This window comes from Pseudomonas sp. PA-6-3C, assembly GCF_021605825.1.
In the GTDB taxonomy this organism is placed as follows: domain Bacteria; phylum Pseudomonadota; class Gammaproteobacteria; order Pseudomonadales; family Pseudomonadaceae; genus Aquipseudomonas; species Aquipseudomonas edaphica.
Genome location: NZ_WKDV01000014.1, coordinates 12,316 through 26,982, shown reverse-complemented (window position 1 = coordinate 26,982; position 14,667 = coordinate 12,316). Strand labels below are relative to the sequence as shown.

General features: G+C 60.1%; 13 protein-coding genes. 9 read left to right on the top strand and 4 right to left on the bottom strand.

Features of this window, described 5'->3' with window-relative positions; all coding sequences use genetic code 11:
* Positions 1-57 precede the first annotated feature (57 nt).
* On the bottom strand, positions 58-1,026 hold the full coding sequence (locus tag GIW48_RS11805; RefSeq protein WP_236461171.1) for a hypothetical protein: 969 nt from the start codon (positions 1,024-1,026) through the stop codon (positions 58-60).
* Between the two features lie 171 nt (positions 1,027-1,197).
* Here GIW48_RS11805 and GIW48_RS11800 point away from each other — a divergent pair, with 171 nt between their 5' ends.
* The 3 genes from GIW48_RS11800 (at position 1,198) to GIW48_RS11790 (ending at position 3,365) form a co-directional block, all read left to right on the top strand.
* Positions 1,198-2,694, top strand: a complete 1,497-nt coding sequence (locus tag GIW48_RS11800) for a PAS domain S-box protein (RefSeq protein WP_017138990.1) — start codon at positions 1,198-1,200, stop codon at positions 2,692-2,694.
* A gap of 132 nt (positions 2,695-2,826) precedes the next feature.
* Entirely contained in the window at positions 2,827-3,078 is a 252-nt protein-coding gene (locus GIW48_RS11795; protein WP_064451786.1) for a CsbD family protein, read from the top strand.
* A 14-nt stretch (positions 3,079-3,092) separates the two neighbouring features.
* The gene (locus tag GIW48_RS11790; RefSeq protein WP_017138988.1) at positions 3,093-3,365 is read left to right on the top strand and encodes a DUF1652 domain-containing protein; all 273 of its coding nucleotides are present in this window, start codon (positions 3,093-3,095) and stop codon (positions 3,363-3,365) included.
* A gap of 119 nt (positions 3,366-3,484) precedes the next feature.
* On the opposite strand, the gene GIW48_RS11785 is transcribed toward GIW48_RS11790, so the two are convergent.
* Positions 3,485-3,793, bottom strand: a complete 309-nt coding sequence (locus tag GIW48_RS11785) for an RcnB family protein (protein WP_017138987.1) — start codon at positions 3,791-3,793, stop codon at positions 3,485-3,487.
* Positions 3,794-3,912: 119 nt separating this feature from the next.
* Positions 3,913-4,371 carry an REP-associated tyrosine transposase gene (locus GIW48_RS11780; RefSeq protein ID WP_099547842.1) on the bottom strand — a complete coding sequence of 153 codons (459 nt, stop codon included), beginning with the start codon at positions 4,369-4,371 and terminating at the stop codon, positions 3,913-3,915.
* A 522-nt stretch (positions 4,372-4,893) separates the two neighbouring features.
* Between GIW48_RS11780 and GIW48_RS11775 the strand changes: the two genes are divergently transcribed.
* From GIW48_RS11775 to GIW48_RS11760, 4 genes are all read left to right on the top strand, one after another.
* Positions 4,894-5,451 carry a helix-turn-helix domain-containing protein gene (locus tag GIW48_RS11775; RefSeq protein ID WP_017135024.1) on the top strand — a complete coding sequence of 186 codons (558 nt, stop codon included), beginning with the start codon at positions 4,894-4,896 and terminating at the stop codon, positions 5,449-5,451.
* Positions 5,452-5,462: 11 nt separating this feature from the next.
* The gene (locus GIW48_RS11770) at positions 5,463-6,809 is read left to right on the top strand and encodes a glutamine synthetase family protein (RefSeq protein ID WP_170038741.1); all 1,347 of its coding nucleotides are present in this window, start codon (positions 5,463-5,465) and stop codon (positions 6,807-6,809) included.
* Positions 6,810-6,823: 14 nt separating this feature from the next.
* Positions 6,824-7,924 (top strand): DNA alkylation repair protein, encoded by a 1,101-nt coding sequence (locus tag GIW48_RS11765; RefSeq protein WP_170038743.1) that lies wholly within the window; start codon positions 6,824-6,826, stop codon positions 7,922-7,924.
* A 174-nt stretch (positions 7,925-8,098) separates the two neighbouring features.
* Positions 8,099-9,958, top strand: a complete 1,860-nt coding sequence (locus GIW48_RS11760) for a DUF3857 domain-containing transglutaminase family protein (RefSeq protein WP_236462154.1) — start codon at positions 8,099-8,101, stop codon at positions 9,956-9,958.
* Between the two features lie 135 nt (positions 9,959-10,093).
* Here GIW48_RS11760 and GIW48_RS11755 read toward each other — a convergent pair whose 3' ends face one another.
* Complete coding sequence (locus GIW48_RS11755; RefSeq protein ID WP_017135020.1) at positions 10,094-10,987, bottom strand: LysR family transcriptional regulator; 894 nt, start codon at positions 10,985-10,987, stop codon at positions 10,094-10,096.
* A gap of 215 nt (positions 10,988-11,202) precedes the next feature.
* On the opposite strand from GIW48_RS11755, the gene GIW48_RS11750 reads away from it, so the two are divergent.
* Together GIW48_RS11750 and GIW48_RS11745 are read left to right on the top strand one after the other, a co-directional pair.
* On the top strand, positions 11,203-12,849 hold the full coding sequence (locus GIW48_RS11750; RefSeq protein WP_236462145.1) for a GMC family oxidoreductase: 1,647 nt from the start codon (positions 11,203-11,205) through the stop codon (positions 12,847-12,849).
* 65 nt (positions 12,850-12,914) lie between these two features.
* A complete protein-coding gene (locus GIW48_RS11745) occupies positions 12,915-14,537 on the top strand; it encodes an MFS transporter (RefSeq protein WP_017135018.1) in 1,623 nt (540 codons plus the stop codon).
* Positions 14,538-14,667 lie beyond the last annotated feature (130 nt).

Here is a 14,667-nt window from a genome sequence, read left to right as displayed (position 1 = left end):
GCGAGTTCACTCCATAACCAGCTTCCACAGGCGGCATCCATGCCGCACATGCTCAGCTTAAGCCAACGGCACGCGACGCGTGGTCAGCGCGGTACGACCCACAAAGAAGCTCAAGGCTGCACCCAGCAGCAACATGGCCAAGGTGCTCCATGCAGCGCGGGACAGCTGCTTAGCCGCTACTTCACCGGCTTCACGGGCTTTCTGTTCGGCTTGCTGTTTCAGCTCATCGACCTTCTGCATGGCTTGCTGATAAGCCTGGGCATAGTTGTCGACGATCTGCGTGGCTTCGGCTTTGCTCTTGCCGGTACGGGCGGCCACGATGTTGACCAGCGCGTCTTTGTCCGCAGCATTCAACGCAGGCTCGCCGGAGGCTTTGACGCGTTCGAACCACTGCTTCAACTCATCACCGGCCTGGGCAGGGTTGGTCGCGGCGTCCTTGGCCGATTGCTTGCCGTCGGCGGCGGCCTGGTCGGTTTTCTGCTCGACGTTGGCAGGGTCCAGCTCAGGCTTGCCGCTTTGCTTGAGCAAGGTGTCGAGTTGGCCTTGCAGGCTGTTCCAGTCCAGTTGGATACCCTGCTCGTTCAACTGCTGCTTGATGCTGTTGCCGATCCCAGGCGCAGCAGCGGCGATACCACTGCCGGCGGCGGACAAGCCTTTGCCTACTACATTACCGGCGGTGCCGACCACGCTGCCGGCCAGGCCAGCCAGCAGCCAGGTGGTGAGCAAGGTGGTGAAGGTCCAGGTCAATACGCCGTGCAAGCCGCCACGGTCCGGTGCAGTGCGCCCGGCCACAAAGGCGCCGAGGCCGACAGCCACCAGGGTGGAGACAAACAGCCAGATCCCGGCGCCGGTGCCGAAGCCGCTCAGGGGGTTGCCCGCTTCCATCGGGTTGACGGCACTGGCGCCGATGGCCGTGCCCAGCACGCTGAGTACCAGGTAGGTCACCAGGGCAATTGCACTACCGGCGAGCACAGAGCTCCAGGACACGCGAAACGGTGAACGGTTGGTTTCATAGACAGTTGTCATGATTAATCCTTTGAGTGGTTGACCGTATCAGTCTGGCGAGACCGCTGCCGGTCGTCCCCGCTCAAATGCACCAGAGCATCTGGTGCATTCGCACCCCGCAACGGGCACGTTGTGTGCACTATCCTGATGCCTGGGTGTCGTACCCTTCATGCGCCCATCCCCGGAGAGACCATGACCCAGGACGTTCTTGCCAAAGAAACCAACCGCCGCCAATTACAGCAGATCATCTCCGGGTTATCGGACGGTGTGATCCTGGCCGAAGTCGACCAGACCATTCTGTGGGCCAACGAAGCCGCGCTGGCCATGCACGGGGTCAGTGAGGTCGAGCAGCTCGGCGCCAATACCGAGCAATACGCCAAGCGCTTTGCCTTGCGCTATCGCAACAACCACCCCTTGCCGCTGGACAGCTACCCGCTCAGCCGAATCGCAGCCGGTGAAGAATTCAGCGATGTGGTGGTGGAAGTCACCCCCGTTGACGACGAGGACCGCAGTTGGGTGCATCGCTTGCGCAGCCTGGTGCTGACGGACGCCCACGGTGAACCGGAACTGCTGGTGCTGATCCTCAGCGACGCCACCGAATGGGCCAGCGCCGAGCAGCGCTTCGAAAAAACCTTCAACGCCAACCCGGCACCCGCGGTGATCTGCCGCCTCAGCGACCTGCGCTACATCAAGGTTAACCAGGGTTTCCTGGAGATGACCGGTTACAACCGCGATCAGGTCATCGGCAAATCCGTCTATGAACTGGATGTACTGGAACACGCCGATCGCAAGGACCTGGCCATTCAGCGCCTGAGCGAAGGTGCGACCATCCCGCAGATGCAGGCTGAACTGCGCCTGCCCGAAGGCGGCAGCAAACTGGTGATTGTCGCCGGCCAGCCGTTGGACATGAACGAGGAAGACTGCATGCTGTTTTCCTTTACCGACCTGGAGCCAAGGCGCAAGGCAGAAATCGCCCTGCGCCAGAGCGAAGAACGGTTCGCCAAATCCTTTCGCCTCACGCCGGTGCCGACCCTGGTGTGCAACGCCGCCAACCGGCAAGTGGTGGACATCAACGAAGCGTTCATGAACATCACCGGTTACATCAGCGAAGAGCTGATCGGCAAGAACGTTGAGGACATCAACTTCATCGACAGCGCCCCTGCTGGAGCGCAGTTGTTCGCCACCCTGGAAAAAGCCGGCAACCTCGAAGGCCAGGACCTCAAGGTGCGCAAGAAAGGCAACGAGGTGATCGACTGCGTGGTCTCCGCCGACACAGTGATTATCGAGGACGTGCCCTGCTACCTGTTGGTGCTGATGAACATCACCGAACGCAAACGCTCGGAGCTGGAGCTGGTGGCGGCCATTGAGGAGGTGATGCAAGACGCCTCCTGGTTCAGCCAGACCCTGATCGAGAAACTGGCCAACGCCAAGAGCGTCAACAGCCCCAACCTGCCGAACGTAGCCTTCACCGACCTTACCGCCCGTGAGCGTGATGTGCTGGGTTTGATCTGCGAAGGCCTGGCCGACAAGGAAATTGCCTCGCGCCTGAAGCTTGCGCCCAACACGGTGCGTAATCATGTGGCCACGGTGTACTCCAAACTCGGTGTGCACAGCCGCAGCGCGGCCATTGTATGGGCCAGGGAGCGCGGCTTGTTTGCCGGCGAACTGCGCGTCAAAAGCAAACCATAGAGTGCAAATGCACTAGTGCGACCAGTGCAAATTCGCCTTATTGCGCTGGCGTACGCTGCTTAACCTTGAAGGGTGGGCACAGGGCCTTTGGTCCCGTGCCGTAATGGTTTGATCTCTTCCAAGGAAAGCACGATGAAAAGCGAACAAGTCAAAGGCGCCGTAGAGAAGGTTGCCGGCAAGGCCCAGGGTTTTATCGGCGACCTCACCGGCGATGAACAATTGCAGGCTGAAGGTGTGGCGCGTCAGGCCGCAGGTCAACTGCAGCAAACGTACGGCGACGCGCTGGACACTGTCAGTGATTTTGCCAAAAACAAACCCCTGGCTACCGTGGCTGTCGTCGCCGGTATCGGCCTGCTTGTGGGCCTGTTGCTGCGTCGTCGTTGAGGAGGCCGAGGCCCATGTTTACCCTCTCTCAACTGCGCAACTGCATCGAAGAAGGTTTGTCACCGCTGACCTGCGAGTTCACCCTGTGCCGGGACGCGTCCCTGACCCTCAAGGTCTACGACGCCGAAACCGGCCGTGTTGATCTGGTGGTGACAGGCATCAGCACCAACCGGCTGCAAACCGCGCAAGAAGTGGCCAAGATGGTTGAAGAGTTGCGCTACGAACTGCAAAGCAACAACGTCGGCAAGCTCACACTGGATGATCTGCCTTCAACGACGGCCCAATGAAAATGAAGGCAGGCTGATATCCAGGTCGACCTGGGTGACGCCGAGGCCGAAGTGATGGGTGAGGTAACACGACCGGTGTGGCCGGTTACCTTAACGCAAGAGCGAGGAAAACAGACCGATCACCGCTTGACGGGGGTGATCTCAAGAATGGTGCCGTTGGTGGTTTTGAGCAGCACAAACTTATCACCCACCCGCGCCCATTGGCTGTCTGCCTCAGGCTGCTTGAGGCCGCGTTTTTTCCAGTCGCTGACCGCCGATTCCTTGCGCATCAGGATATCCGGGGCGCGATCACCTTCTTTCAGATCCCGCGTATTGATGCTGGAAGGCTGCACGGTTTCCTGGGGTGTATCACCGGCCTGCACGACAAAGCTGACGGTGGACAGGCCAGCGGTGAGCAGCAGGCAAGCGGCTAGGGTCTTGGACTTCATGGGTGCTCCTTCAATGAATGATGCGTACCCAGGTTCCGACCGCAGGCGCATGGAATCATTCAAGTTTGCACCCTTCTTGTGGCAAGGGAGCTTGCTCCCTCGCCACAAGGGCGCCGGGTCTATAACCAGGCTGCGTCCCAGAGCGGATAATCGCCGATATGTTCAGCCAACCCAGCGCGCAATGGGTTGCCAATTATGTAGCGTGCGATCTTTATAAGATCCTCCTCAGCGCGCGCTGCGCGATCATGGTACCCGCACTGCCAGAACGCGCCCCGTGCATGACAGGCTCGATTGATGGTCAATGTGCTGCGCGACTTCACCCTTTTCATCACTTGCGGCAACGATGCGGCTCTGAGTTCAAATAGCCAATGGAAATGGTCTGGCATGATGACCCAAGCCAAAGAGTTAACCATCTCAAGGTCATGAGCCTGTTTGAACTCTGCCACCAACAACCGCCCCAAGCGAAAATTGGCAAACACCGGGCGGCGCTGATAGACCACAGCAGTTACCAAGTAAGCCCGACCCGCCTCTGAATAACGGCCACGTCGCAATAGGTGAGAATTGGGTTTCTGAAGCAATCCTTTGCTCTGCGATTGAATGAATGATCCATTTACCCTAGCAAGCCACGGCAATACCTCCGTTCAATTCAGTTTCCCAATATGTCACGCCCCTCCACTGTGGCGAGGGAGCTTGCTCCCGTTGGGCTGCGCAGCAGCCCCAAAAGGCTGGCCGAGTACCGCCTGAACCAACGCGGTGGATCGATTGGGGCCGCTTCGCAGCCCAGCGGGAGCAAGCTCCCTCGCCACAAAAGCTTAGGCAGCAGGTGTGCGCTGATGAAACACCCTCCACCACTGGCCTGGACCATTCAGTTTCCCACTATGTCACGCCCCCCACTGTGGCGAGGGAGCTTGCTCCCGCTGGGCTGCGCAGCAGCCCCAAAAAGGCTGGCCGAGTAACACCTGAACCAACGCTGTGGGTCGATTGGGGCCGCTTCGCTGCCCAGCGGGAGCAAGCTCCCTCGCCACAAAAGCTATGCCACACCCATTGCCACCGTGAAATAATCCGTGTAATTTTTCATGAAATTTCTCGACATAAATTTCATGAACCAACAACAAGAACTCGACGCCCTGGCTGTGCTCATCCACGATCTGCGCAAGCACAAGAAACTCACGCTCGCCCAACTCGCGCAAAAAATCGAGCGTTCGGTGGGCTTTTTGTCTCAGGTCGAACGCGGCCTGTCACGCCCTACTGTGGCCGACCTGACTGCCATCAGCCACGCCCTGGATGTGCCCACCACCTACTTCTACAGCCTGCCCAAACCCAAGGCCGTCGACTGGGTCACACGCCCCAACGAGCGGCGCACGGTGTATTACGCCAATGGCATCACCGACATTCTGGTTTCGCCAAGCATGCACGGCGCCTTTTCGATGCTCGACAGCCTGTTGGCGCCCGGCGCCAACAGTGGCGAGCACACCATGAGCGATCGCGCCGAACAGGCCGGTTTTGTACTGGAGGGCGAGCTGACGCTGTGGGTGGAAGGTGAAGCCGATTCGGTCACCCTCGGCCAAGGCGACAGCTTCCACCTGGCCAGTTTTGCCCATTGCCGCTACGCCAACCTGACTGATCTGCCCGCCCGCGTATTGTGGGTTTACAACTAGGAGCAACACCCGTGAAAAGCCAACCCTCCACGTTGCTGGCCGAAGTACGGACCTTTCGCCAGAACCACCCCGAGGTGCGTTACGTCGACCTGATCGCCCTGGACATTCCCGGGCATTTCTACGGCAAGCGCTACCCGGTGGAGATGCTCGAAAAAGTCGCCGCCGGCAGCCCGTTGAAGCTGCCGCAAAATGCCGTGCTGCTGGGCGCCCAGGGCGGGCTGTTCAAAATTGGTGACTATTGCTTCCACGACGGCGACCCGGATGCCAATCGCCGCCTGGTGCCGGGCACGCTCAAGCCGGTGAGCTGGGAAGCGCAACCGCTGGGGCAGATGCTGATCACCTCGGATGGCACTGAAGCGCCCATCGAGTTTGAACCACGTGAAGTCCTGGCCAAGGTGCTGGAGCGCCTGCAGCACAAGGGGATTCACCCGGTGGTGGCGTTTGAGCTGGAGTTTTACCTGTTCGATAAAAAACTCGACGACGGCCTGCCGCAATTTGCCCGCGACCCGCTGAGTGATGACGCTGACGACCAGCCCAACCTGCACATCGAGCGGTTGTCGCGCTTCAGCGAAGTGCTCGACGACATGGCGCAAACCGCCCAGGCCCAAGGCATCGACATCACGGTGATCACCGCCGAACTCGGCCCTGGCCAGTTCGAGATCAACTTCGGCCACTGCGACGACGGCCTGCGCGCCGCCGACTGGGCCGCGCTGTTCTGCCGCAGCACGCGTGGCGTGGCACTCAAGCATGGCTACCGCGCCAGCTTTATGGCCAAGCCTTACCTGCAATTTCCCGGCAGCGGCATGCATGTGCATGTCAGCCTGTATGACGGCGCGGGCAATAATTTACTCGCGGCGCACCAGCAGCAACCGCTGCGCCACGCGGTGGCCGGTTGCCTGGAATTGTTGCCGCACTGCATGCCGATTTTCTCGCCCAACCACAACGCCTTCCGCCGCTTGGGTGGCACCGTGAACGCGGCAACGCGTGCCAACTGGGGCTTTGAAGACCGCGACGCGTGCGTGCGTATTCCCGATTCCGACCCGCGCAACCTGCGCATCGAACACCGCCTGGCCAGTGCCGATGCCAACCCCTACCTGGTGCTGGCAGCGATCCTGGCAGGGTTGGAGCATGGCCTTGAAGCCAGGCAAGAACCCATCGCCCCGCTGAATGAGGACCGTAACAGCGGCGCTGACTTCCCCCTGGAAATGCTCGATGCCGTACGCGCCATGCAGCATCAAGCGGTATTGCGCGATAAGCTGGGCGCCGAATTTATCGACGTGTACTGCGAAAACAAACGCCAGGACCACTTGGCCTTTCAACAAGAGATCAACGCGCGGGAATACCGCTGGTTTCTCTAGCCATGGAATCACCGATGACCGACCAAAGCGCCCCGGCCCTCAAGGAAATCTTCAACGTCGAACGCCTGCAACACATCGCCAGTGAAATGACAGCGGTGTACCCGGCCTTTGATGCAAAAGGGTTTCTAAAGCACGCCAAAGCCGGGCTGGCCGAGTTGTCGGTAATGCAGCGCATGGCGCGGGTCAGTGAGAGCCTGCATGCGGTAATCCCACTGGATTACGCGCACACCCTCAAGCTGCTGCATGCGCTGGCTCCGCGACTGAACAGTTCATTTGTGTGCCTGTTTCTGCCGCACTACGTGGCCAGTTACGGGCAAAGTGACTTTAAGCGCTCCATGGCCGCGCTCAAATACTTCACCGTGTTTGGCTCGGCCGAGTTCGCCATTCGCCCATTCTTGTTGAACGACTTCGAGCGTACCCTGGCCGTGATGCAGCAGTGGTCGCTGGACGCCAACGAACATGTGCGGCGCCTTGCCAGTGAAGGCTCGCGCCCTCGCCTGCCCTGGTCCTTTCGCTTGGCGGCGGTGCAGGCCAACCCGCAGCTGTGCGCCTCGATCCTGGATAACCTCAAGGCCGACAGCAGCCTGTATGTGCGCAAGTCGGTGGCCAACCACCTCAACGACATCACCAAGGACCACCCGGAATGGGTGCTCAGCCTGATCGAAGGCTGGAACCTGGACAACCCGCACACCGCCTGGATCGCCCGGCACGCCTTGCGCAGCCTGATCAAGCAAGGCAATCCCCGCGCACTCACGATCATGGGTGCCGGCGCCAGGGCCGAGGTCAACATTCACCACCTGAAGGTCACACCGGCGGTGATCAACCTGGGCGAGCGGATCAACCTGTCGTTCAGTCTGGAATCCACCGCCACCGCCGCGCAGAAGCTGGTGGTCGACTACGCCATCGACTACGTAAAAAGCGCCGGCCACAGCGCGGCCAAAGTGTTCAAGCTCAAGGCCTTTACCCTGGGCGCGGGCGAACATCAGAGCATCCGCCGCGAACAACATATTCGTGAGTTGACCACGCGCAAGCATTACGCAGGCAAGCACTGGGTGCATGTGCTGGTGAACGGCGAAAAGCTCGCCAGTGCCGAATTTGAACTGCTAAAACCCTGACAAAAATCAACCAAAAGGCTCTAGAACGGGCCTTTCAGACACATTAATTGTCAGACAATCCTGGCTTTTGTTGTTGCGATCCATTATCATCCGGCGCCTTCTCACTACCCATCGGGTAGTTGTTCCACTGTGTCACCCGAGGCGCCCATGTACCGTTTGTACCGTTTGTATCGTTTGTATCGTTTTTCGTTTCAAAGACCCTTGCTTGCCCTGAGCCTGGGGCTGGTTTCCCACGGTGTCAGTGCCGCCCTGCAACCCATGACCGAAGCCCCGCTGGCCAGCGACACCGAGCTGCACTGCCACTTCAACCGCGACGCCAGCACCGACTGCACCACCACCCAGCACTACACCATCCTCAAGCCCAACGGCCGCGAAATGCTCTCGCGCATCGACTTCGATTACTCCGAAGGCGACACCTTTGAAGTGATCAGCGCGCAATCCACCCAACCAGGCGCCAAGCCGGTCGCGCTGGACGCCGCGCAAATCGACACGCGCACCGCGCCCAACCCGGACCAGGGCTTCAGCCGCTACAAGCAAACCTCGCTGGCCTTCCCGAACCTGCGCGTAGGCACGCAAATTCGCTACACCGTGCGCGAACGTCGCGCCGCCAAACCGTTGGTGACCCAGTTTCACTACGCAATCGTGTTTGGCCCCAGCGCATTCCGGCGCGACCACGTCAAGGCGCGCTTTACCGCCGAGCGCCCGATCCAGTGGCGCAGTGAGTTGTTCGACGGTTTCAAAGTAACGGCATCTGCCAACGGCAAAACCCTGGACGTGGTGCAAAAAAAACCGACCTATCTCAATTACATCAACGAATCCTCCAGCGCCGCGCTGCAACGCATCCCGCGCCTGGAAGTGGGCAGCGCCCTGGAGCGCCAGGCGTATTTCGGTGATTTCGCCCAGCGTTACAACCAGATCCTCGGCGCCAACCTGCCGGCGCAAGCGGCCGCGGCCGTAGCTGCCGCACGCAACCTGGCGCCGGCACAAAAGGTCGAAGCGCTGATGCAGCACATCAACGATCACTACCGCTACCTGGGCGACTGGCGCGCCACCGAGCGCGGTTATGTGCCGTTCAACCTGGCGGAAATCGAGCAGCATGGTTATGGCGACTGCAAAGACCTGGCGATCCTGCTGACCGCAATGCTCAAGGCCAGCGGCATCAAGGCCGAAACCGCCTGGGTCAGCCGTGGCGACGTGGCGTTCTCATTGTTGATCCCCGGCACCAATGCAGCGAACCACGCCATCGTGCGTGCCGAAGTCGATGGCCAGGTCTGGTGGCTCGACCCGACCAACCCGGTGTTCGCACCCGGCCAGACCATGCCCGACATTCAAGACCGCTGGGTGCTGGTCAATGATGCTCAGGGCCAGGTACGCGAAGAACAGATCCCGCTGGAACGCCCGGAAACCACCCTGCGCCTGGACAAAAAAGTGCACTTCGACAAGCAAGGCAATGGCGCCACCCAGGCCACCATCACCTTCAGCCGCCTGCCGCTGATGCAAATGAGCGTCGCCGATCGCCAGCAAGGCACCACCGCCACCGACCAGAACATCTGCGGCAACTTTGGCAACGAAATCAGCGACTGTAAAATCACCCGCCAACCCACCGCCTTCGTGGTGCACGACGGCTACACCGTCAACGCCAGCATGAACGACCAGCGCGCGCTGGAAAAGCTCGCGAACGACTACGTCTACACCGACGAGTCACTCAAAGGCCGTTGGGATGGTTTCATCAACTACCGTCGCCATGATCAACAAGCCGACCTTTACCTGGGCAACCCCGAAACCTACGACTACCGTTTCAAGCTGACCGGTGGGCAGATGGAAAAAGCCATCCCCGGCTGCCAGGTGCGCTCGCCCTGGTATGACCTGGATCTGGATGGCAAGCGCACGGATGACGGCCTGCAGTATCACTATCGCCTGAGCCAAAAGATACGCTGGCTGCCCCATGCAGAAGTCGCCAGTGAAGCGTTTGGCAAGATGATTGACGAGGCGCGGGCGTGTGCTGAGCAGGTGCATCAGGTGGTGAAGCTCTAACCCCTCACTGACACAACACAAACCCAATGTGGGAGCTGGCTTGCCTGCGATTGCAGTGTGTCATTCAACAAATAAGTTGACTGACAGGGACTCATCGCAGGCAAGCCAGCTCCCACATTTTTTTATCCGGTTTCTTCAGTGGGTTTCGCCTAACAGCAAGCTTTGCTCGCGCGCACACAACTCCACCACATAATCCCACAACACCCGCAACCGCACTGACTTGTGCAGCTCCCGGCGCGAGCTGATCCAGTAGCTGCGCTGGATGCTTTCTGCCGGCAGCAAAGGCACCAGGTCCGGGTCGCCAGCAGCCATAAAGCACGGCAGCACCGCAATGCCCAATCCCGAACGCGCCGCCTGGTGTTGAGCAATCACGCTGGTGCTGTGGAACACCACTTTCGGGTTGCGGCAAAAGCTGCTGAGGAACTTGAGTTCCTGGCTGAACAGCAGGTCATCCACGTAATCGATCCATGCATGGGCGGCGAGGTCTTCACGTTTTTCAATCGGCGGGTTGCGCTCAAGATAAGCCCGGCTGGCGTAGAGCGCCAGGCGGTAGTCGGTGAGTTTGCGCGTGACGAGTTGGTCAACGCTGGGGCGTTCGAGGTGGATGCTGATTTCCGCTTCGCGGTTGAGAATGCTCACAAAGCGCGGCACCGCCACCAGTTCCACTTCCAGCCCTGGATAACGCTCGAACAGCCCGCCCATGCGGCTGGCGAGGAACATCACGCCCAACCCCTCAGCCACGCCAAGGCGGATCTTGCCCAGCGGCGCAGCGGAATGGGTGAGTTCGTCTTCGGCCAGCAACGCGACGTTTTCCATGGCCTCGGCGTGCTTGAGCAGGGCTTCACCGGAAGGCGTCAGTTCGTAACCCTGGGCATGCTGCACGAACAGCGCGGTGCCGAGGCTTTTCTCGATGGCCTCGATATGCCGGGCCACGGTAGCGTGCGTGGTTTTCAGCCGCTGTGCAGCGGTGAGCAGGCGGCCGCTGCGTTGCAACTCAAGAAAAAACCGCAGGTCATTCCAGTCGAACATGTCGCCTCCCTTGGACAAATGTACCTTCTAATGCCTGGCCCGGCACCTGTGGCTGGCGCTTACTGTGGCAAGCTCGCTCGCCACAGGCATAACGTTGCTTCGAGGTTTAAGTGCCGCTGTTTAAAAACGCACAGCAGCTGGGTAAAAACTAACATTTTTAAGACGAAAACTAACAACTAGGATGGGGCCAATAAGAAAAACAAGCGAGACCTCAGATGCCCATTGCAACTGCTGAATACGATTACATCGTCGTAGGCGCCGGCCCCGCAGGCTGCCTGCTGGCTAATCGATTGTCCGCCAACCCCGCCCACCGCGTGCTGCTGCTCGAAGCCGGTGGCCGCGACAATTACCCCTGGATCCACATCCCCGTCGGCTACCTGTTCTGCATCGGCAACCCGCGCACCGACTGGTGCTTCAAGACCGAAGCCCAGGAAGGCCTGCAAGGCCGTGCACTGAGTTACCCACGCGGCAAAGTGCTGGGCGGCTGCTCGTCCATCAACGGCATGATCTATATGCGCGGCCAAGCCCAGGATTACGACGGCTGGGCCGCCGCAGGCAACCCCGGCTGGGCCTGGAAAGACGTGCTGCCACTGTTCAAACAGAGCGAAAACCATTTTGCCGGCGGCTCGGAATTTCACAGCGACGGCGGTGAATGGCGCGTGGAGCAACAGCGCCTGCACTGGCCGATCCTCGATGCCTTTCGCGATGCGGCGGCGCAGAGTGGTATCGCGCCGATCAGCGATTTCAACCAGGGCGACAATGAAGGCTGCGGCTACTTCCAGGTCAACCAAAAGGCCGGGGTGCGCTGGAACGCGGCGAAGGCGTTTCTCAAGCCGATCCGCCAGCGCCCCAACCTCACCGTGCTGACCGAAGTGGAAGTCGACCGTGTAGTGCTGGAAAACGGTCGCGCTTCGGCCGTGGTCGGGCGTCAACATGGGCAACAACTGAGCTGGAAGGCACGCAAGGAAATCGTCCTGTGCGCCGGTTCTGTCGGCTCGCCGGGTATCCTGCAACGCTCAGGGATTGGCCCGTCCCATGTGCTCAAGCCATTGGGCATCAACGTGCTGCATGAACTGCCGGGTGTCGGTGGCAACCTGCAGGACCACCTGCAACTGCGGCTGATCTACAAGCTGGAAAACGCACGCACCTTGAACCAGATCGCCGGCACCCTGTTGGGCAAAATGGGCATGGGCCTGCGCTACCTGTATGACCGCAGCGGCCCATTGTCGATGGCGCCCAGCCAGCTTGGCGCCTTCGCCCGCTCCGGCCCGGAACAGACTACGGCCAACCTTGAATACCATGTGCAGCCGCTGTCACTGGAGCGTTTTGGCGAGCCGTTGCATGCCTTCCCGGCATTCACCGCGTCGGTGTGCGACCTGCGCCCGCAAAGCCGTGGCCGCATTGATATTCGCTCCGCCAACCCGGCGGATGCACCCCTGATACGGCCCAACTACCTCAGCCATCCCGAAGATTTGCGCGTGGCCGCCGATGCGATCCGCCTGACCCGCCGCATCGTCGCCGCACCGGCCTTGAGCCAGTTCAAGCCGGTGGAATACCTGCCGGGCGACGCGCTGCAAACCGAAGAACAACTGCATGAAGCCGCCGCGCGTATCGGCACGACGATTTTCCACCCGGTGGGCACTTGCCGCATGGGCGATGACCAAGATGCAGTGGTCGATGCGCAACTGCGCGTACATGGCGTGCCGGGCCTGCGTATTGCCGATGCCTCGGTGATGCCAAGCATTACATCCGGCAACACCTGCTCACCTACACTGATGATTGCGGAAAAGGCAGCGCAGCTGATGCTTTCGCCGAACACAAGGAGTCTCGCCCCGCAGAGAGAAACGGTTCATGCAATCTGAATAGCGGCGCCGCACCCGGCGCCGGCAGTGGAACAACAATAAATAATCACTGTGAGGGATACCCGATGTCAGAACATGCTCAACCCCTGGGCTCGGCCGTCAAGGCGAGCACCGGCAGCGAATCAAGGAAAGTCATCTTCGCCTCGTCTTTAGGGACGGTGTTCGAGTGGTACGACTTTTTCCTCTACGGCGCCCTGGCGGCGGTGATCAGCAAGCAATTTTTTGCCGGGGTCAACGACACCACGGCGTTCATCTTCGCCTTGATGGCCTTTGCCGCAGGCTTTGTGGTGCGGCCGTTCGGCGCGTTGGTGTTCGGCCGTCTGGGCGACATGATCGGGCGCAAGTACACGTTTTTGGTCACCATCATCCTGATGGGTGTCGCGACCTTCTGTGTCGGGCTATTGCCGACCTATGCCAGCATCGGCATTGCGGCGCCGATCATTCTGATCGTGCTGCGCATGCTGCAAGGCCTGGCGTTAGGCGGTGAATATGGCGGCGCAGCCACCTATGTGGCCGAGCACGCACCGGCCGGCAAACGCGGCCTGCACACCAGCTGGATTCAATCCACGGCCACCCTTGGCTTGCTGCTGTCGCTGCTGGTGGTGCTGGCTTGCCGTTACTTCACCGGTGACCAGTTCGAGGTGTGGGGCTGGCGCATTCCGTTCCTGTTTTCGATTGTGCTGCTGGGTATTTCCACCTGGATTCGCATGAGCCTGCATGAGTCGCCGGCATTCCTGAAGATGAAAGAGGAAGGCAAGGCCAGCAAGTCGCCGATCCGCGAATCCTTCGGTAAATGGGAAAACCTCAAGGTGGTGCTGATTGCGCTGTTCAGTATCAACGGCGGGCAGGCAGTGACCTTCTATGCGGCGCAGTTCTATGTGCTGTTCTTCCTCACGCAGTTCCTGAAGATGGACCCGGCCCTGGCCAATATGCTGTTGATTATCAGCGTAGTGATCGGCGCGCCGTTCTTCATCCTGTTTGGCTGGCTGTCGGACAAGGTTGGGCGCAAACCGGTGCTGATGCTCGGCTTGCTGTTGGCCACCGCACTGTACTTTCCGATCTTCAAAGGGCTGGCGCATTACACCAACCCGGCGATGGACCAGGCCAGCCACCAGGCGCCGATTACCGTATTGGCCGACCCGGCCACCTGCACCTTCCAGTTCGACCCGGTGGGCAAGGCGCGTTTTGACAGCCCGTGTGACAAGGTCAAGACCTTCCTGGTCAAGCAAGGTCTGCCATACAGCAGCGCCGCCGCGCCAGCCGGCAGCCCGGTACAGGTGAGCGTGGGTGATGTGCGTATCGACGGTTACGATGAAGCGGCCCTGCGCGGCGCGGTAACCCTGGCCGGCTACCCGACTTCGGCGGATGTGGCCCAGGTCAACAAAGTGATGGTGGTGGTGCTGATCGTGGTGCTGATCCTGATCGCCGCCATGTGCTACGGCCCGTTGGCAGCACTGATGGTGGAACTGTTCCCGACGCGCATCCGCTACACCTCGATGTCGCTGCCCTACCACATCGGTAACGGCTGGTTTGGCGGGTTCCTGCCGACCGTGTCGTTTGCCTTGGTGGTGTACACCGGCGATATCTTCTACGGCTTGTGGTACCCGGTGGTGGTAACCGGCGTGAGCTTGATTGTGGGGTTGTTCTGCCTGAAAGAAACCAAGAACGTGGATATCAATAACAACTGATCTTCAAAACGCTGAAGCCCCCTGTGGGAGCTGGCTTGCCTGCGATTGCATCACCTCGGAGTGTCAGATGTGCCGAGTTGTCCGTATCGCAGGCAGGCTAGTGCCCACATTTTTCTGAGTGCTGACCACA

Bases quoted from the DNA above. Each gene is read 5' to 3' on its own strand.
- GIW48_RS11785 (WP_017138987.1), bottom strand. From the start codon at position 3,793: ATGAAGTCCAAGACCCTAGCCGCTTGCCTGCTGCTCACCGCTGGCCTG.
- GIW48_RS11745 (WP_017135018.1), top strand. From the start codon at position 12,915: ATGTCAGAACATGCTCAACCCCTGGGCTCGGCCGTCAAGGCGAGCACC.
- GIW48_RS11790 (WP_017138988.1), top strand. From the start codon at position 3,093: ATGTTTACCCTCTCTCAACTGCGCAACTGCATCGAAGAAGGTTTGTCA.
- GIW48_RS11805 (WP_236461171.1), bottom strand. From the start codon at position 1,026: ATGACAACTGTCTATGAAACCAACCGTTCACCGTTTCGCGTGTCCTGG.
- GIW48_RS11750 (WP_236462145.1), top strand. From the start codon at position 11,203: ATGCCCATTGCAACTGCTGAATACGATTACATCGTCGTAGGCGCCGGC.
- GIW48_RS11795 (WP_064451786.1), top strand. From the start codon at position 2,827: ATGAAAAGCGAACAAGTCAAAGGCGCCGTAGAGAAGGTTGCCGGCAAG.
- GIW48_RS11765 (WP_170038743.1), top strand. From the start codon at position 6,824: ATGACCGACCAAAGCGCCCCGGCCCTCAAGGAAATCTTCAACGTCGAA.
- GIW48_RS11775 (WP_017135024.1), top strand. From the start codon at position 4,894: ATGAACCAACAACAAGAACTCGACGCCCTGGCTGTGCTCATCCACGAT.
- GIW48_RS11800 (WP_017138990.1), top strand. From the start codon at position 1,198: ATGACCCAGGACGTTCTTGCCAAAGAAACCAACCGCCGCCAATTACAG.
- GIW48_RS11755 (WP_017135020.1), bottom strand. From the start codon at position 10,987: ATGTTCGACTGGAATGACCTGCGGTTTTTTCTTGAGTTGCAACGCAGC.